The 16,673-nt window shown below is 66.7% G+C and carries 16 protein-coding genes; 14 read left to right on the forward strand and 2 right to left on the reverse strand.

The window, feature by feature from the left end; genetic code table 11:
- Positions 1-21 precede the first annotated feature (21 nt).
- The gene (locus C6I20_RS03230) at positions 22-894 is read right to left on the reverse strand and encodes a MaoC/PaaZ C-terminal domain-containing protein (protein WP_118394645.1); all 873 of its coding nucleotides are present in this window, start codon (positions 892-894) and stop codon (positions 22-24) included.
- Positions 891-2,558, reverse strand: coding sequence for a 3-oxosteroid 1-dehydrogenase (gene kstD / locus C6I20_RS03235; protein ID WP_118394646.1), 1,668 nt, complete (start codon positions 2,556-2,558; stop codon positions 891-893). The genes C6I20_RS03230 and kstD overlap by 4 nt, the downstream gene beginning before the upstream one ends.
- A 58-nt stretch (positions 2,559-2,616) precedes the next feature.
- Here kstD and C6I20_RS03240 point away from each other — a divergent pair, with 58 nt between their 5' ends.
- From C6I20_RS03240 to C6I20_RS03305, 14 genes are all read left to right on the forward strand, one after another.
- Positions 2,617-3,405, forward strand: coding sequence for a 2-keto-4-pentenoate hydratase (locus tag C6I20_RS03240; RefSeq protein ID WP_118394647.1), 789 nt, complete (start codon positions 2,617-2,619; stop codon positions 3,403-3,405).
- Between the two features lie 10 nt (positions 3,406-3,415).
- Complete coding sequence (locus C6I20_RS03245; RefSeq protein WP_118394648.1) at positions 3,416-4,312, forward strand: acetaldehyde dehydrogenase (acetylating); 897 nt, start codon at positions 3,416-3,418, stop codon at positions 4,310-4,312.
- Positions 4,309-5,397: a 4-hydroxy-2-oxovalerate aldolase gene (dmpG, locus tag C6I20_RS03250; RefSeq protein ID WP_216822982.1), complete on the forward strand. Its 1,089-nt coding sequence runs from the start codon at positions 4,309-4,311 to the stop codon at positions 5,395-5,397. Before C6I20_RS03245 ends, dmpG begins: the two co-directional genes overlap by 4 nt.
- Positions 5,398-5,466: 69 nt before the next feature.
- Positions 5,467-6,075 carry an EthD domain-containing protein gene (locus C6I20_RS03255; protein ID WP_254052312.1) on the forward strand — a complete coding sequence of 203 codons (609 nt, stop codon included), beginning with the start codon at positions 5,467-5,469 and terminating at the stop codon, positions 6,073-6,075.
- 49 nt (positions 6,076-6,124) lie between these two features.
- Positions 6,125-7,339, forward strand: a complete 1,215-nt coding sequence (locus C6I20_RS03260; RefSeq protein ID WP_162891090.1) for an HNH endonuclease — start codon at positions 6,125-6,127, stop codon at positions 7,337-7,339.
- Positions 7,340-7,690: 351 nt separating this feature from the next.
- Positions 7,691-8,857 carry a 3-hydroxy-9,10-secoandrosta-1,3,5(10)-triene-9,17-dione monooxygenase oxygenase subunit gene (gene hsaA / locus C6I20_RS03265; protein ID WP_118394651.1) on the forward strand — a complete coding sequence of 389 codons (1,167 nt, stop codon included), beginning with the start codon at positions 7,691-7,693 and terminating at the stop codon, positions 8,855-8,857.
- Complete coding sequence (gene hsaD / locus C6I20_RS03270) at positions 8,857-9,759, forward strand: 4,5:9,10-diseco-3-hydroxy-5,9,17-trioxoandrosta-1(10),2-diene-4-oate hydrolase (RefSeq protein WP_118394652.1); 903 nt, start codon at positions 8,857-8,859, stop codon at positions 9,757-9,759. The genes hsaA and hsaD overlap by 1 nt, the downstream gene beginning before the upstream one ends.
- The gene (hsaC, locus tag C6I20_RS03275) at positions 9,756-10,652 is read left to right on the forward strand and encodes an iron-dependent extradiol dioxygenase HsaC (protein WP_118394653.1); all 897 of its coding nucleotides are present in this window, start codon (positions 9,756-9,758) and stop codon (positions 10,650-10,652) included. Before hsaD ends, hsaC begins: the two co-directional genes overlap by 4 nt.
- A 22-nt stretch (positions 10,653-10,674) precedes the next feature.
- Entirely contained in the window at positions 10,675-11,295 is a 621-nt protein-coding gene (locus C6I20_RS03280; protein WP_254052232.1) for a flavin reductase family protein, read from the forward strand.
- Positions 11,296-11,359: 64 nt separating this feature from the next.
- Positions 11,360-12,880 carry an NAD(P)/FAD-dependent oxidoreductase gene (locus C6I20_RS03285; protein WP_216822983.1) on the forward strand — a complete coding sequence of 507 codons (1,521 nt, stop codon included), beginning with the start codon at positions 11,360-11,362 and terminating at the stop codon, positions 12,878-12,880.
- Positions 12,877-13,998: a hypothetical protein gene (locus tag C6I20_RS03290; RefSeq protein WP_118394655.1), complete on the forward strand. Its 1,122-nt coding sequence runs from the start codon at positions 12,877-12,879 to the stop codon at positions 13,996-13,998. The genes C6I20_RS03285 and C6I20_RS03290 overlap by 4 nt, the downstream gene beginning before the upstream one ends.
- Positions 13,999-14,002: 4 nt before the next feature.
- Positions 14,003-14,599 carry a TetR/AcrR family transcriptional regulator gene (locus tag C6I20_RS03295; protein ID WP_118394656.1) on the forward strand — a complete coding sequence of 199 codons (597 nt, stop codon included), beginning with the start codon at positions 14,003-14,005 and terminating at the stop codon, positions 14,597-14,599.
- A 145-nt stretch (positions 14,600-14,744) separates the two neighbouring features.
- On the forward strand, positions 14,745-15,176 hold the full coding sequence (locus tag C6I20_RS03300) for a universal stress protein (protein ID WP_162891091.1): 432 nt from the start codon (positions 14,745-14,747) through the stop codon (positions 15,174-15,176).
- Positions 15,173-16,654 carry a sodium:alanine symporter family protein gene (locus C6I20_RS03305; RefSeq protein WP_118394658.1) on the forward strand — a complete coding sequence of 494 codons (1,482 nt, stop codon included), beginning with the start codon at positions 15,173-15,175 and terminating at the stop codon, positions 16,652-16,654. Before C6I20_RS03300 ends, C6I20_RS03305 begins: the two co-directional genes overlap by 4 nt.
- Positions 16,655-16,673: the final 19 nt, after the last annotated feature.

The following is a 16,673-nucleotide window of genomic DNA, read 5'->3' on the forward strand; positions in this document are numbered from 1 at the left end:
CCGTCAGCGGGTCGAGACGGCTCAGGCTCGGGCGATGAGGCAGTCGGCCAATGCTGGCCGCGCGTCGTCGCCGACCGTCGCGGTCACCACGATGCCGGCCGGCTCGTCCCACGCGTTGAGCGTGAGGGTCTCGCCGGGGAAGACGACGCCGGCGAACCGGGCCGAGAATCCGCCCACCGCTGAGGCGTCGCCGTCGAGGAGGAGGTCGGTGATCTCGCGCAGCACGATGCCGTACGTGGCGAGCCCGTGCAGGATTGGCGCGGGGAAGCCAGCCATCTCGGCGAAGGCCGGGTCGGCGTGCAGCGGGTTGCGGTCGCCGCACAGCCGGTAGAGGAGAGCCTGCTGCGGGGTGACGGCGTACGTCGTGGAGGCGTCGGGGGTGCGGTCCGGCACGGTGACCGCGGCGCCTTGGCCACGATTGCCTCCCCAGCCCCCTTCGCCCTTGACGAAGATCGACGAACGGACCCGCCACAGCTCGGCACCGGACGGATCGGTGGCGACGCCTTCCTGCCAGATGACGGCGGCTCTGCCCTTGTCCCAGACGTCGGTGATCGAGGTGGTGAGGCGCGCCGTTCCCGAGGCGGGCAGCGGGCCGCCCAGGTGGACCTCCTGCGCGCCGTGGACGACCCGGGCAAGGTCGATGTCGCAGCCGGGCAGGTCGAGGCTCGGCGGCTCCGTCACGTGGAAGGACGGCGCCACCACCGCGAAGCTGGGCAGCACCTGCAAGGCGTCGTCGTCGAGCGTCCAGCGCAGTGCGTTGGCCGAGAGATTGTCGCCCGAGCGCGAGCCGGCACCCACGGCCAGGTGGTAGAGCAGCACGTCGCTGCTCGTCCAGGAGAAGTCGACGGCGCCAACCGCGGCGCCGATGGCAACGTCAGGATCGATGGGCGTCAGTCGGAGGCCTTCTGGTGGGCGATGTCTTGTGCTGCGAGGTAGCCAAAGGTCATGGCCGGACCGATCGTGGCGCCCGGGCCGGCGTACGTGTATCCCATGACGGCCGACGAACAGTTGCCCGCCGCGTACAGGCCGTCGATGACCGAACCGTCGGGTCGCAGGGCGCGGGCCCGCTCGTCGGTGACGATGCCACCCTTGGTGCCGAGGTCGCCGGGGACGATCTTGACGGCGTAGAACGGGCCCTGGTCGATGCGGTGCAGTGATGGGTTGGGCGTGACCTTCGGATCGGCGTAGTACCGGTCGTAGGCGCTGTCTCCGCGGTGGAAGTCCTCATCGTTGCCGGACTCGGCAAAGCCGTTGAATCGCCGGACGGTCTCGACCAGGTCATCGGCGGGTACCTCGATCTCTTCGGCGAGATCGGCCAGCGAGGTGGCCTTCTTGATCGTGCCCATCTTGTACCAGCGGCCGGGGAAGGGCTGGCGTGGTGAGAGACCCGCGAACAGGTAGCGATTGCGATAGCGCTGGTCCATGACCAGCCACGCCGGCACGTGGGAGACGCCCGTGGCCTCACCCTTGTAGATCTCATGCGTTGCCTCGACGTACGGCAGCGCCTCGTTCATGAACCGCTGCCCGGCCGAGTTCACGATGATCGAGCCGGGCAGATTGCGCTCGGCGAGGCAGAACCACGGACCGGAGGGGAGCGGGATGGTCGGGCCCCACCAGGCGTCGTCCATCAAATCCGTCGAGGCGCCGATGGCCGCTCCGGCCTCGATGCCGGCGCCGGTGTTGCTCGCCGCGCCGGTGCTCCAGGCTGCTTGGGTCGGGGAGGGCAGGTGCTTCTCGCGCAGGGCGTCGTTCTGCTCGAAGCCGCCAGATCCGAGGATGACACCGCAACGGGCACGGAACACCATGTCGGTTCCCTCATGGGAGGCGCGGACGCCCACGACGCGACCGTCCTCGACGATCAGCTCGGTCAGGGCGGTCTCGTAGTGGACAGGGACGCCAGCATCGACCAGGCCCTTGCGCAGGCTGATGGCGAGCGCATTTCCCATCGCGTACATCTTGCGGTGACGCATCGAGTCGATGACACGCTTGACCATGACCCGGATCATCGTGAGCGGGCCGCGGAGGGTGCGAAGCCCAAGGCTGATCTTGCGGAAGTCGGCCTGGGTGACGATCAGGTTGGCCGGCGCCTTGGCATACGGCGGGTGGAGCCGGTCGAGCTCGTCGCCCAGGATCCTGCCGTCCATCGGACGGGGCTCGACGGTTCGGCCGCTGGCCCGGCCGCCCGGCTGCTCGGGCAGGTAGTCCGCGTACTCGGGGACCCACTTGAGCCGCACTGGCGTGTTGTCGAGGAGGAAGTCGATGACCTCAGGTCCGCGGTCGATGTAGGTGTCGCGTCGGATCTTCGGCACCACGTCGCCCACGATCGAGTCGAGGTACAACCGCGCCTGCTCCGCCTCGTCGTCTGCCACCTGGCCGGCTTCGCGCAGCGCCCGGTTGCCCGGGATCCACACGCCCCCACCCGATCGTGCCGTCGAGCCGCCGAAGTAGGCGCTCTTCTCGATCAGGATCGTGTCGAGGCCCTGATGGGCGGCCGCCAGTGCAGCGGTCATTCCGGCGCCACCGGCACCCACCACTACGACATCACACATGTGTTCCATCGGACCTCCAGTCGGGGCTGACTACCGCAAAACTGTAACAGGTTCTAGTATGACTGACATGCTCTCAGACGACGTCCGACAAGCCGTTGCCAGTACGTTGGCCAGCGCCGAGCGAGACCGTGTGCCGGTCTCGCCGCTGCGCGACACCTGGCCGGACCTCGACGTCGTGGACTCCTACTCGATCCAGCTGCTCAACATCGCCGACCGCCTCGCGGCCGGCGCAACGGTGCACGGGCACAAGGTCGGACTCTCGTCGAAGGCCATGCAGGAGATGATGGGAGTCGACGAGCCGGACTACGGTCACCTGCTCTCCGACATGCAGGTCTTCTCGGACGTTCCGCTCAGTGTCGGTCGCTACTGCATGCCGCGCGTCGAGGTCGAGGTCGCGTTCGTGCTGGGTCGGACGCTGCCGGGCGAAGGCTGCACCGAGGCCGATGTGCTCGACGCCACCGACTACGTCACGGCGTCGATCGAGCTGATTGACTCCCGTATCACCAACTGGGACATCAAGATCGCCGACACGATCGCCGACAACGCCTCCAGCGCCGGCTACGTCCTCGGCTCCGCGCGGATCGATCCGGCCGGGCTCGACCTGACCACGATCGAGGCGAAGCTGCTGTGCAACGGCGAGGAGGTCGCTGCCGGCCGATCCGACGCCGTGCTCGGCAACCCCGTGACGGCCGTGGCGTGGCTGGCCCGCAAGGTGGCCTCCTTCGGCGTCACGCTCGACGCCGGTCACGTGATCCTTCCGGGCAGCGTCCACCGCGCCATCGACGCGCGGGCGGGCGACAACTTCGAAGCTGTGTTCACCGACCTGGGCAGCGTGCAGCTGTCCTTCACCGAATAGGGGAGATGTGATGACCCGCAAAGTCACCGCGGCCATCGTCGGCCCGGGCAACATCGGCACCGACCTGCTGTACAAGCTGCTGCGCAGCGACCTCATCGAGCCGCGCTGGATGATCGGTGTGGACGCGAGCTCAGAGGGGCTCAGGCTCGCCCGCGACCGTGGTGTCGAGGCGTCCCACGAAGGCGTCGACTGGTTGCTCAAGCAGGACGAGCTGCCGGACCTGATCTTCGAGGCGACCTCGGCGTACGTCCACCGCGAATACGCGCCGCGCTATGCCGAGGCCGGGATCAAGGCCATCGACCTGACCCCGGCGGCCGTCGGTCCAGCCGTCATCCCGCCGGTCAACGGCGAGGAGCACGTCAAGGCTGACAACGTCAACATGATCACCTGCGGCGGGCAGGCGACCATCCCGATGGTCGCTGCCGTCTCCCGTGTGGCTCGCGTGCCGTACGCCGAGATCGTTGCGTCGGTCTCCAGCGCGTCCGCCGGTCCGGGCACCCGCGCCAACATCGACGAGTTCACCCGCACGACCAGCGCGGGCGTCGAGACGATCGGCGGCGCCGAGCGAGGCAAGGCGATCATCATCCTGAACCCTGCCGAACCGCCCATGATCATGCGCGACACGATCTTCTGCGCCGTAGCGCCCGACGCCGACCGCGACGCCATCTCCGAGTCGGTGGTGCGGATGGTTCGGGCCGTCCAGGAGTACGTCCCGGGCTACCGACTGCTGCAGGACCCGCAGTTCGACGACCCCTCCGATGCGACCCAGGGAAACACCAAGGTCAGCATCTTCGTGGAGGTCGAGGGCGCGGGCGACTACCTGCCGCCCTACGCAGGCAACCTTGACATCATGACCGCCGCCGCGACCCGCGTCGGTGAGTCGATCGCGAAGGAGATCCTCCGATGACCGCGCCAGTTTCCGGTGTCGACGCGACGGTCGACGCGCTCGCTCGCACGTGGTCGCAGACCGATCCGACCAGCAGCCTCGACCTGCGGCTGACCGACACCTGCCTGCGCGACGGCTCGCACCACAAGCGACACCAGTTCGTGCTGCAGGAGGTGCATGACATCGTGCACGCCCTCGACGAGGCCGGGGTCCCCGTGATCGAGGTGACCCACGGCGATGGGCTCGGCGGTTCGTCGTTCAACTACGGCTTCTCAAGGACGCCGGAGCAAGAGCTGATCAAGATGGCCGCAGAGACGGCAACCCGGGCCCGCATCGCCTTCTTGATGCTGCCGGGCGTTGGCACCAAGGACGACATCCGTGCCGCCCAGGACAATGGCGGTCAGATCTGCCGGATCGCAACGCACTGCACCGAGGCGGACACGTCCCGACAGCACTTCGGGCTGGCCCGTGAGCTCGGCCTGGAAACCGTCGGCTTCCTGATGATGAGCCACACGCAGTCACCAGAAGAGCTGGCCCGCCAGGCGCGCATCATGGTCGATGCCGGGTGCCAGTGCGTCTACGTCGTCGACTCGGCCGGCGCGCTGATCATGGAGGGGGTCGCCGATCGCGTGTCGGCGGTTGTTGCCGAGATCGGTCACGAGGCCACCGTCGGATTCCACGGCCATGAGAACCTCGGGCTGGGCGTCGCGAACACCGTGATCGCGGCCCGGGCCGGAGCGACGCAGATCGACGGCTCGGTCCGCCGATTCGGCGCCGGAGCGGGCAACACCCCGCTCGAGGCGTTCATCGGGGTGGCCGACAAGCTGGGTTGGAACACCGGCGTCGACTTCCTGCAGATCGTCGACGCAGCCGAGGACGTGATCCGTCCGGTCATGCCCGAGGAGTGCACGCTCAACCGGATGACCTTGATGATGGGCTACGCCGGTGTCTACTCGTCGTTCCTCAAGCACGCAGGCAATGCCGCCGAGAGGTACGACGTGTCGGGGGCGCAGATCCTGCTCGAGGCGGGTCGGCGCAAGCTGATCGGCGGGCAGGAGGACCAGCTGATCGACATCGCGCTGATGCTCAAGGCCGCTGGCAGCTGAGTGCCCAAGTTCATGTTCGCCCTCTGGGGAGATGGGGCTGCCGGTCTGCTCGAGCCCGAACGGCGGCAGGTGTTGGCCGATGCCGGGGTGTCGCGGATGCAGGTCAATCTCGATGACGCCGCGGTGGCGCCGGCCATGCGCATGCGGACCACCGATCCGGCGATCTCGGCCATCGTCAGCATCTGGTCCGAGTCCGATCCGGCCGACATCGGCGACGTTCTCGAGGTGTTGGGGGCCGCATCTGACCGGGTGGCCGGCTGGCAGGTCGACGAGCGTCGCCCGATCGACCCGCCCGAGGTGGGCGACGGCAGCCGCGTCGACGCCCTGGCCAACATCGCCGTGCTGCGTCAACCTGCCGAGCTGACCCGCGAGGAGTGGTTGCATCGCTGGCTGGTGGACCATACGCCGATCGCCATGGAGACCCAGGCGACCTTCGGGTACGTGCAGAACGTGGTGGTAGCCGCGGTCACGGACGACGCTCCGCCGGTGGCAGCGTTGGTGGAGGAGCTTTTCCCCACGGCAGCGCTCCACGACATCCACGCCTTCTACGGCAGCGGTGGCGATGAAGCCGCGCTGACCGATCGCTTCACGCGGCTGATGGCCAGCGTCGCTCGGATCGGCGCCGACCGTGATCTGGATCTGGTGCCATCGAGCCGATACCTCTTCGACCCGGTCTGATCGACTCGCAGGGGTGCTGTCCAGTCACAAATGGACTGGAATAGCAGCTGTGCAGGCGCTGCGGTCGGGGGATGCTCGTGAACGTGCGCGCTCGATCCAGGTGGCTCAGGACGCTCTCGACGCCGCCAAGGCTGTGGCGCTGTCCGAGCTGCAGATCAGCCGCGATCACGAGCTCGATGGCGCGTCGACCCTGAACGCATGGGTCCGCAACGAGCTGCGGCTCAATGCCGGGCAGGCCGCGGTGCTGGCCCGCAACGTCACCGCTCTCGACGAGCTGCCACGCGTTGCCGAGGTCGCGGCCGCCGGCCGGATCAGTGCAGCGCACGTGCGGGTGTTCGTCGACGGCCTGGCCCATGTCGGGGTCGGCAAGATGCGAGAGTTCGAGGACGTGTTCGTCGAGGTCGCGCTGGCGCACGATCCTGGTGAGCTGTTCGAGACCGTCAAGCACCTCAAGGACGTCGTCCAGCCGGAGGAGCTGGACGATGCGTGGGAGAAGGGGATGGACAAGGAGGATTTCCAGGTCGACGCCGTCCCTGATGGCTGGCACGTCAATGGCTTCCTCAACACCACTACCGGCGCCAAGTTGAAGCAGGTCCTGGACTCTGTCTCAGCACCTCGCGACGCTGAGGACACCCGCACCGGATCCCAGCGACGCGTCCAGGGCCTCGACGACCTGCTGACCTCGATTCTCGGCAGCGGGTTGCCGTCGGACAAGGGCGTCAAACCGCACCTGTCGGTCTTCGTCGACGCGGAGACTCTGCAGGCCGCCGCTCACCACGTCCAGCAGACCACTGAGCAGCCGGCGCACGTTTCAGACCTCATGCCCCAGGTGGAACCAGCCACGCTTGCTGGGCACGGGGCGATCGGGCCGAACCTGCTGATGTACTTCGCCTGCGTGAGTGATTTCACTGCGTTCCTGGTCAAGGCCAACGGCGATGCGCAAGCGCAGATTCTCAATGCTGGTCGTGAGTGCTACCAGCCCAACCAGCTGCAGCGCCGGTCGGTGATCGCCCGCCAGAACGGAGTGTGCGCTTCTCCGAGATGCCATCACACCCACCTGGAGATTCACCACGTCGTCTGGTGGTCACTTGGTGGCACCACGGATCTGGATCTGCTCATCGGGTTGTGCAGCCGATGCCACCATCTGCTGCACCGCGGGCGGCTGCACATCGCCGGCAACGCCGCCGACGGATTCACCTTCACCACCCGCACCGGCCGGCCCCTCAAGCGCCGACGACGAACCGACTACCACCGAGCCGCCTGACCGCCCCGTCCGGCGGCCAACCGGCACGTCCGGCCGCGCACGGGGTGAACCCCAACGGGCTAGCCGACACCAGTTCCATGAGCGGTGACTTGATCGGCCTTCACGCGACCTCGCGGTGGGATGGTCGGCAAACCGGACGCGGAAAGCCGACTCATCCACCTTCACCAGACGCCGCGCCGGTGCACATTAAGGATTTGGTTCGGCTGACGGAGTGATTCCTGGCGCGGACCTTCTCGAGTAGGGCCACGGGTCCGAGTCGCACCGCTCGAGTTGTGCGGTGGGCGCGGTCGTGATGGACTTATTACTAGAACGTGTTCTAGTATTGCCATCAAGACTTTCCAAGGAGATGTAATGACCCAGGCCGTGCTGGATGCCGTACGAGACCTCCTTCCCGCTTTGCGTGAGCGTGCCGATGAGACCGAGCGCCTGCGCCAGGTCCCCGATGCGTCGGTCAAGGATCTGGAGCAGGCCGGTTTCTTCCGGATGCTCCAGCCCAAGCGCTTCGACGGACTCGAGTCCGATCCGATCGACTTCTACACCGCGGTCAGCCTGATCGCCTCCGGGTGCGGTTCGACCGGATGGATCTCCTCGGTGCTCGGCGTCCATCCGTGGCAGATCGCGCTGTTCCACGATGACGCTCAGCAGGCCGTGTGGGGCAGTGACACGTCCACGCGGGTGAGCTCGTCCTACGCCCCCACCGGCAAGGCTGTCGTGACAGATGGTGGCTACAAGCTGGCGGGTCGCTGGAGCTTCTCCTCGGGTTCAGCGCATGCCACCTGGGTGCTGCTCGGCGGACTGGTGACCAATGCCGAGGGCCAGATCGTCGACTTCAAGACGTTCCTGGTGCCGCGCGACAAGTACGAGATCATTGACGTCTGGAACGTTGTCGGCCTCGCCGGTACGGGTTCCAACGACATCGTGGTCGCCGAGACCTTCGTCCCCGAAGAGTTCACGCTCTCGATGGGAGACACCGGCCGTTGCTTCGGCCCGGGACAGGAGCAAAACCCCAGCGATCTGTACAAGCTCCCGTTCCACTCGTTGTTCACCACGACCATCACCGCGCCCATCGTGGGGATGGCCCGTGGGGCCTACACCGAGCACGTCGAGATGCAGCAGGCTCGGGTGCGTGCCGCCTACGCCGGCGAGAAAGCGTCGTCCGACCCCTTCGCCGCGGTGCGAATAGCGCGGGCGTCCAGCTCGATCGACGGTGCCTGGGCGTTGTGCATGTCGAACATTCGCGAGGAGCAGGCCCTGGTGGCCAAGGGCGAGCGGATTCCGATCTCGCTGCGGCTCAAGGTCCGCCGCGATCAGGTGCTCGGCACCCAGCGCGCCATCGACGCGATCGATGAGCTCTTCGAGGCGTCGGGTGGCCGTGCGCTGGCCAACGGCACGTATCTCCAACGCGCCTGGCGCGATGCTCACGCCGGCCGTGTGCACGCCGCGAACGATCCCGAGCGGGCGCTGCAGATGTTCGGGATGGCTGAGTTCGGGCACAAGGTCGACCCGGGAATGTACTGATGACTGACGGCACCCGTGGAGGATTCGATCGTGAGTCGACCCGCCGTTCTGCCAAGGCCGGCGACCTGACACTCAACTACTACGAGGCGGGCGAACCCACCTCCGTCGGTGGCGGGCTTCCCCTTGTGATGCTGCACGGTGGTGGACCGGGCGCGTCGTCGTGGTCCAACTTCGGGCCGGCGCTGCCGGGCTTCGCCGAAGACTTCCGGACCCTGCTCGTTGACCAGCCCGGCTTCGGGCAGAGTGACAAGCCGCCGGTCGAGGGCAACTACTTCCGTTTCGCCGCCGAGGCCGTCAAGCTGCTGCTCGACGAGCTGGGTATCGATCGCATCCACCTGCTGGGCAACAGCCTGGGTGGTGGAACCGCGATGCGGTTTGCCCTGCTCTATCCCGAGCGCGTCGGTCGTCTGGTCCTGATGGGTCCGGGCGGCCTGTCGCTCAACCTGTTCCACGCCGACCCGACCGAAGGCGTCAAGCGGCTGATGGAGTTCGGCGCGGCTCCGTCCGAGGCCGCACTGCGCGGGTTCATCTCCTCGATGGTCGTCAACCAGGACCTGGTCACCGACGAGCTGGTGGCCGAGCGGTTCGCCGATGCGATGGCGCCCGGTTCGATGGAAGCCATGAAGTCGATGGGCATGTCGTTCTGGAACCCGGACAGCTTCGAGGACGGCCTGCTGTGGCGCGATGCCCACAAGCTGCGCCGCCCGACACTGCTCACCTGGGGGCGCGAGGATCGCGTGAACCCCCTCGACGGCGCCTTCGTCGCGTTGAAGATGATCCCCAAGGCTTCGCTGCACGTGTTCCCGAACTGCGGGCACTGGGCGCAGATCGAGGCGGCCGAGGAGTTCCGCGAGGTCTGCACGGCCTACCTCGCGCGTCATATCGAGAGGAGCCGGTCATGATCGACATCCGTTCCATGGGCTACGCGCGCGTGGCCTCGACCAATCTTGAGGAGTGGCGGACGTTCGGCACCAAGGTGCTGGGCCTTGCCGAAGGCCGCGGTCCGACCCAGGAGAACCTCTACTTCCGGATCGACGAGGTCTCCAGCCGGCTGGTCATCGTCCCGTCCGATGTGGACCGGCTCGAGTGTGTCGGCTGGGAGCTCGCCGACCACACCGCGCTGCAGGCCGCGCGGGAGCACCTGGCCAAGGCGGGTGTCGACGTCACCGAGGCGACTGCCGAAGAACTGGCCGACCGTCGCGTCCAGGAGATGATCCGGTTCGCCGATCCGTTCGACAACATCTTCGAGCTGTTCCACGGCATCACCTACGAGTCGCGACCCGTCGTGACGCCCTACGCCTCGACGTTCGTCACCGGCGACCAGGGCATGGGCCACGTCGTGATCCCGGTCGATGACGATGTCGAGGCGCTGAGCTTCTACCGTGACGTCCTGGGCTTCCGGCTGCGGGACTCGATGTCGATGCCGGGGGAGTTCGTCGGCAAGGAGCCGGGCTCGAAGGTGTGGCTGCGGTTCCTCGGCGTGAACCCGCGGCACCACTCGCTGGCGTTCCTGCCGATGCCCAATCCCAGCCGCTGCGTGCACATCATGCTCGAGGTCGAGAAGCTCGACGATGTCGGCCGTGCGCTCGAGCGCGTGCGCAAGCACAAGGCGCCGCTCTCGGCCACGCTCGGCCGGCACATGAACGACGAGATGGTGTCGTTCTACGTCAAGTCGCCCGGTGGCTTCGACATCGAGCTCGGCTGCGAGGGCCTGACCGTCAACGACAAGCGCTGGGTGGCCCGGGAATCAACGGCCGTCTCCTACTGGGGACACGCCTTCGGCCAGTCCGGCTGAGCGGGGCAGGACGGTGGATTCGGTGACTGACGCTGAGCTTCCCGAGGGGATGAGCTCCGACGCTGCTGCGTCCTGGCCCCCTCGGGAGCTGATCGACTCCTTCCTGGGGGGCGACCACGAGGAGTTCGCGTGGCGCCCCGGCGAGGTCGTCCACATCGACGGTGAGGAAGCCCAGGCGGCCGCACTGAAGTTTCGCGATGTGCTCGGACGCTACGCCAGCGGGGTCACCGTCGTCACCACGATGCAGGGGGACACCCCGGTCGGCATGACGTGTCAGTCATTCACCAGCGTCTCGCTCGACCCACCTCTGGTGGCCTTCCTGCCGATGAAGACTTCTCGTGCCTTCGCTGCGATCCGTCAGTCCAGGCGGTTCTGTGTGAACTTCCTCGCCGCCGACCAGACCGAGCTGTCCAACGGGTTCGCCTCGCGGGCCGAGGACAAGTTCGACGGGGTCGACTGGCAACCCACGAGCCTCGGCTCGCCTCGGCTCGAGGGCACAGTCGGCTGGGTCGACTGCGTCGTCCACGACGTCCACGAGGCGGGCGACCACTACCTCGTCATCGGCCGGGTCGAGGACCTCGACCAGGGCAGTGCCTCCAAACCGCTGCTCTTCCACGAGGGCAAGTACCGCACGGCGGAGTAGTAGTCGAGCCGAACCCCTTGACAGACGGTCCGGGCATTCATACATTCATACAAACTCTGGATGAATGGCCCGAAAGGTCGACATGGAACTGGGACGCAGGGCAGTAGTTCTCGGCGGCAGCATGGCGGGGCTGAGCGCCGCTGGTGCCCTGGCTGCGCACTTCGACCGGGTGCTCGTGCTCGAGCGTGACGAGCTGCCACCGGAGGCCGAGCACCGTCGCGGAGTCCCGCAGAGCAAGCACCCGCACTTCCTGCTCAACTCGGGACGGCGGGCACTGGGTGAGCTGTTTCCCGGTTTCGAGTCCGATCTCATCGCTGCCGGCGGCATGCCGCTGATTGCATCGTTGGACACTGCCCACATGACCGACGACGGGTGGTCGCCGCGCAAGAAGGGCGCGCTCGACATGGTCTACGGCTCCCGCATCCTGGTCGAGCGGGTTCTGCGTGACCGGGTTCGAGCCCTCGACAACGTCACGATCCGCGAGGGCGTATCGGTGTCGGGCATCGCCACGGTCGACGGCGGCACCGTGAACGGCCGAGTCACCGGCGTCACCTTCTCGACCGTGACGGGTGACGAGCAGGTCGACGCCGACCTCGTGGTCGACGCGTTGGGCCGCGGCTCGTCCGTCGCCGACTGGCTGACAGCCGCGGGATGGCCTGCCGTCCCGATCATGACCCTCGACGCCAAGGTCACCTATGTGTCGCGCTGGTACGAGCTGCCCTCGGATGCTGAGCGTGCTGACAGCTGGTGGTGGAAGCACATGGTGATCATGCCGACGGAGAAGAAGGGCGATCATCCGATCGAGCACGACTACCTGATCAACTTCTTCCCGATCGAAGGCAACCGCTCGATCGCCTGCATGGGATCGTGGGGTCTGGACATGCCTCGCAACTCCGAGGCTTTCGTCGCCGCGGCCGACAAGTTGCAGACCCCGAAGTTCGCCGCGGCCATGGCGGCTTCGACGCCGACATCAGAGGTGCACCTCACCCGATCGACCGGCAACAAGTGGCGCCGGTACGACAAGCTTGCCGTCGCGCCGCAAGGCATCGTCTTCGTCGGCGACTCGATCTGTGCCTTCAACCCGTTCTACGGTCAGGGCATGAGCTCGGCCGCGTTGTCGGCGCTGCGCCTGCGGGGCGCCCTGCGGTCGACCGGCGCACTGGACGCGGCGTTCTACGGCGGATTCCTGGCTGCGCAGGCCAAGGAGCTCAAGGTCCCGTGGGGGATGGCGATGGCGCGCGACCGTGGCTACGAGTGCGCCACCGGCACCGAAGTGGCACCGGCGTGGATGCGCAAGATCCTCGCCTCGGTGGGTGCTTCGATGTTCAGCACCATCACGGGTGCCTCCCGCGAGGACCATGTGGTGGACGAGCACTTTGCCCGGGTCTTCAATCTCGACGAGTCGATCGGCACGATGCTGCGCAACCCGCGAGTCATCTTCGGTTTGCTGCGCTTCAGGGTCAGGGACATCTTCGGGTGGCACAAGATCGACTTCGGATTCGATCCGCAGCTCGACCCGCCCGGCAAGATCTGGGCGGCGGGTGCCAGTGCTGAAGCAGAGCTGGCGACGGCGGGTGCACGATGAGCGCGACCTGCGACCAGGCAGCAGAGCTGGTCACGCAACAGCTTGGCTTCGACTGCCATGACGTCAGTCCGGTCGCTTCGGTGCGCAGCCCGTTCGACCTGGCGCACTGGACCATGCCGCTGCTCGAGCTGTTGATCATCGCGGGCGCGATCTTTGCGTTGGTCCACGCCATCCGGCGCTACAAGGATGGCGACCCGATCAACCTGGCCCTGTGGTTCGCGCCCTTGGTCTACCTCATGGTGACCGAGCCACCGTTGTACTTCCCGGAGTGGTTCGGCCTCGACGAGGTGTATGGGTTCATCTTTGCCCACAACCAGTTCACGGTGCAGTTCATGTGGGACCGGCTGCCGCTGTACATCATCGCGATCTATCCGGCCCTGTTCCAGCTGGCCTACGAGGCTGTGCGGGTGCTCGGCATCTTCCGCAACCGCGGTGCGTTGGTGGGCTCGATCGCCGTTGCCTTCGTCAGCCAGGTCTTCTACGAGATCTTCGACCAGCTCGGCCCGCAGCTGGGATGGTGGGCGTGGCACGACGACAACCAGATCGTCAACCACCCGGCGCTTGCCTCAGTGCCCATGAACAGCATGCTGCTGTTCGCCTCGGTGTCGTTCGGCGTCATGACCTACCTTGTCGTGCGCTTCATCGGTCCGAAGGAAGACAGCGGCCAGCCTGCACGCGGATGGTCGCTGACGGCCCGCATCGTCCTCATCGGCCTGGTCACCTTTCCGTCGATGGCTGTGGCCGGGATCCCGGCCAGCTTCTTCGGAGGCGACACGCCGAACGTCACGGGGCAGGCGTGGGTGCTCGGGATCGAGCTCGGACTGGTGTGGCTGGCCGGTGGATGGATCCTTCTCGGCGCCTTCCGCGGTCGCGGTACCGACGAGGTCGTGCCGATGACGTCGTTCGCCCGGATCTATCCGGTCACGTACGTCGCCGTGATGGCTGTGTTCTGGGTCGCTGCGATACCGGCCTACTTCGGTGCCACGGACGGGATCACCAGCGACGGCACTCCGATAGGCAGCGGCCTCTACGTGATCGCCTGCTTCATCGCGGCGGACATCATCCTCGCGCTGCTGTACACCGGCCGCCGAAGCCGAGTCGACGTCCTGACAGGGTGAGCACATGGGCCACCACGGCTGGCAGGGCAACCCGCCGCACACCGAGGACGACGCACGTCAGCGCATCATCGCCGCGACGCGATCGTGCGTCGAGAAGTACGGTGCAGCCCGGACGACGGTGTCCGACGTCGCCGGTGAGCTCGGCGTCACCCGGCAGACCGTCTATCGGTACTACCCGAGTCACGCGGTTCTGCTGGAGGCCGTGGCCGAGGCGGGCCTCGTCGACTTCGTGGAACGGATGACGGCGCACCTGAAGACCTTCGACTCGCCGGTCGACGTGGCGATCGAGTCGATCGTCTTCGCGGTCGAGGCGATTCCGCATGAGCCCAGCATCGGGCTGCTCCTCCAGGTCGGGGAGACCGAGGTGTTCAGCCGCGATGCCACGACCACGATGTCGTTCACGATCGGGGCCGACATCCTGCGCAGCATCCCGGTCAGCTGGGCCGACATCGGCGTTCAGGACGACGAGCTGGAAGGGCTGGCTGAGATGCTGATGCGCCTGTTCGTCTCGTTCCTGCAGTTCCCGGGGGAGCCGGCCTACACAGCAGACGACATCCGATCCTTCGCCCGCCGCTGGCTGGGTCCGGCCCTTCACCGCTGACCCTCCGGCACGCCCGCATGAGACCGTCGGCATCCCGATGTCGCCGTGTTGTACGGAATTTTTCGCGTGGTCCGAGGGGTGACACCGGCCCAGCATGCGGACTAGGGTCGATGGCCTGATCCAACTGGGCGGTCGAGGTGAGCACATGTCAGAGATACTTGTGGGGGTAGACCGGAGCGAGCAGAGCAGGCGGGCAGTCGAGTTCGCGGCAGATCGAGCCCATCAGCTGGACCTGAAGGTCGTGGTGGTGCATGTGATCCCCTGGTCACCGTTCTCGTTCACCACCCCGGAGGAAAACGAGCACCGCTCCACGCGCCGGGCCGAGGAGATTGCCGCAGCGACAGACCAGATCGTCGAACCCTTGGCAGCACTGGTTCGCGAGAAGGGAGTCGCGGTCGAGACGCTCGTCAAGCACGGCGATCCGGTGGACACGCTGATCGAGATCGCCTCCCAGCGCGAGAGTCGGCACATCGTGCTCGGGCGCACGGGGGACAGCCGCGTCAAGCGGGCCCTGTTCGGCAGCACGCCCTCCCAGGTGGTGCAGCACTCGACCGTGCCGGTAACGGTGGTCCCGTGAGCACCCTCGGCGCCACCGTCGCGCTGAGCGTGGACGACACCGTCAGCGAGTACTTCGGGCCGATCTCGGACTTCATCGTCAGCGTTGTGTTCTACTCCGTGACGATTTTCGGCGCCGAGATCTCGCTGATCGTGGTGTGGCTGATCTGTGCTGCCCTCTTCTTCACCTTCTGGTTCGGTTTCCCGCAGCTGCGTGGGCTGCCGCACGCGATCAACCTGGTCCGGGGCCGGTACTCCGATCCGGAGGACGCCGGCGAGGTCTCGCACTTCCAGGCCCTTGCGACAGCGGTCTCCGGGACGGTCGGACTCGGGAACATCGCCGGCGTCGCCGTCGCCATCTCCCTGGGTGGACCCGGTGCCACTCTCTGGATGATCCTGGCCGGGTTCCTCGGGATGGCCTCCAAGATGGCTGAGTGCACCCTCGGAGTCATGTACCGCCAGGAGCATGCGGACGGGTCGGTGTCCGGCGGACCGATGTACTACCTGCGCGACGGAGTGGCAAAGGTCACCGGCAACGCCAGACTGGGCAAGTTCCTGGCCGCGTTCTTCGCCGTCTGCTGCATCGGAGGCTCGCTGGGCGGCGGAAACATGTTCCAGGCCAACCAGGCCACTGCCCAGATCGTGGGTGTCACGGGTGGCGATGACAGCCCCTTCGCCGACATCAACTGGGTCATCGGCCTGGTCTTCGCGGCGGCGGTCGGCGCGGTGATCATCGGTGGGATCAAGAGCATCGCCCGGGTGACGGAGAAGATCGTCCCGTTCATGGCCGGCACGTACGTCGCGGCCTGCCTCATCGTCATCGTCGGCAGCATCGACCAGGTGCCCGGCGCATTCGGTGACATCATCGCGGGCGCGTTCAACCCACAGAGCGTGGCCGGAGGGTTCCTCGGGGTGCTGATGGTCGGCTTCCAGCGAGCCGCATTCTCCAACGAGGCCGGGATCGGCTCGGCATCGATCGCACACTCCGCGGTCAAGACCAAGGAGCCGGCGACCGAGGGCTTCGTGGCGCTGCTGGAGCCGCTGATCGACACCATCGTGGTGTGCACGATGACGGCGCTCACGATCGTCATCACCGGCGCCTGGAGCGATCCGGACGCCTCGGAGCTCGGCGGGGTCGAGCTCACCTCACGTGCGTTCGAGTCGGTGATCCCCTGGTTCCCGAACGTCCTGGCGGTAGCGGTCGTCCTGTTCGCGTTCTCGACGATGATCTCGTGGTCGTACTACGGGATGAAGGCGACGGGCTACCTCTTTGGTGACAGCACCACCGCCGAGGTCGTGTTCAAGGTCGTCTTCTGCCTGTTCATCGTGGTGGGTGCCGCCCTGTCGCTGGATCCTGTGATCGGCTTCTCGGACTCGATGATCTTCTCGATGTCGATCGCCAACGTCATCGGCCTGTACATCCTGGCCCGCACGGTCCGCAACGAGGTTCGAAGTCACCGCAGCAAGGTGGAGAGCGGTGAGTTCGCCCGGGTGAAGTGATCCGATGATCGGTCCACTG

This window comes from Aeromicrobium sp. A1-2, from assembly GCF_003443875.1.
Lineage (GTDB): Bacteria > Actinomycetota > Actinomycetes > Propionibacteriales > Nocardioidaceae > Aeromicrobium.

What these genes read in the sequence shown, in the direction of transcription:
- hsaD (WP_118394652.1), top strand. Translation starts at nt 8,857, where the DNA reads ATGACTGACGGCACCCGTGGAGGATTCGATCGTGAGTCGACCCGCCGT.
- C6I20_RS03295 (WP_118394656.1), top strand. Translation starts at nt 14,003, where the DNA reads ATGGGCCACCACGGCTGGCAGGGCAACCCGCCGCACACCGAGGACGAC.
- hsaA (WP_118394651.1), top strand. Translation starts at nt 7,691, where the DNA reads ATGACCCAGGCCGTGCTGGATGCCGTACGAGACCTCCTTCCCGCTTTG.
- kstD (WP_118394646.1), bottom strand. Translation starts at nt 2,558, where the DNA reads ATGGAACACATGTGTGATGTCGTAGTGGTGGGTGCCGGTGGCGCCGGA.
- C6I20_RS03285 (WP_216822983.1), top strand. Translation starts at nt 11,360, where the DNA reads ATGGCCCGAAAGGTCGACATGGAACTGGGACGCAGGGCAGTAGTTCTC.
- dmpG (WP_216822982.1), top strand. Translation starts at nt 4,309, where the DNA reads ATGACCGCGCCAGTTTCCGGTGTCGACGCGACGGTCGACGCGCTCGCT.
- C6I20_RS03245 (WP_118394648.1), top strand. Translation starts at nt 3,416, where the DNA reads ATGACCCGCAAAGTCACCGCGGCCATCGTCGGCCCGGGCAACATCGGC.
- C6I20_RS03300 (WP_162891091.1), top strand. Translation starts at nt 14,745, where the DNA reads ATGTCAGAGATACTTGTGGGGGTAGACCGGAGCGAGCAGAGCAGGCGG.
- hsaC (WP_118394653.1), top strand. Translation starts at nt 9,756, where the DNA reads ATGATCGACATCCGTTCCATGGGCTACGCGCGCGTGGCCTCGACCAAT.
- C6I20_RS03290 (WP_118394655.1), top strand. Translation starts at nt 12,877, where the DNA reads ATGAGCGCGACCTGCGACCAGGCAGCAGAGCTGGTCACGCAACAGCTT.
- C6I20_RS03240 (WP_118394647.1), top strand. Translation starts at nt 2,617, where the DNA reads ATGCTCTCAGACGACGTCCGACAAGCCGTTGCCAGTACGTTGGCCAGC.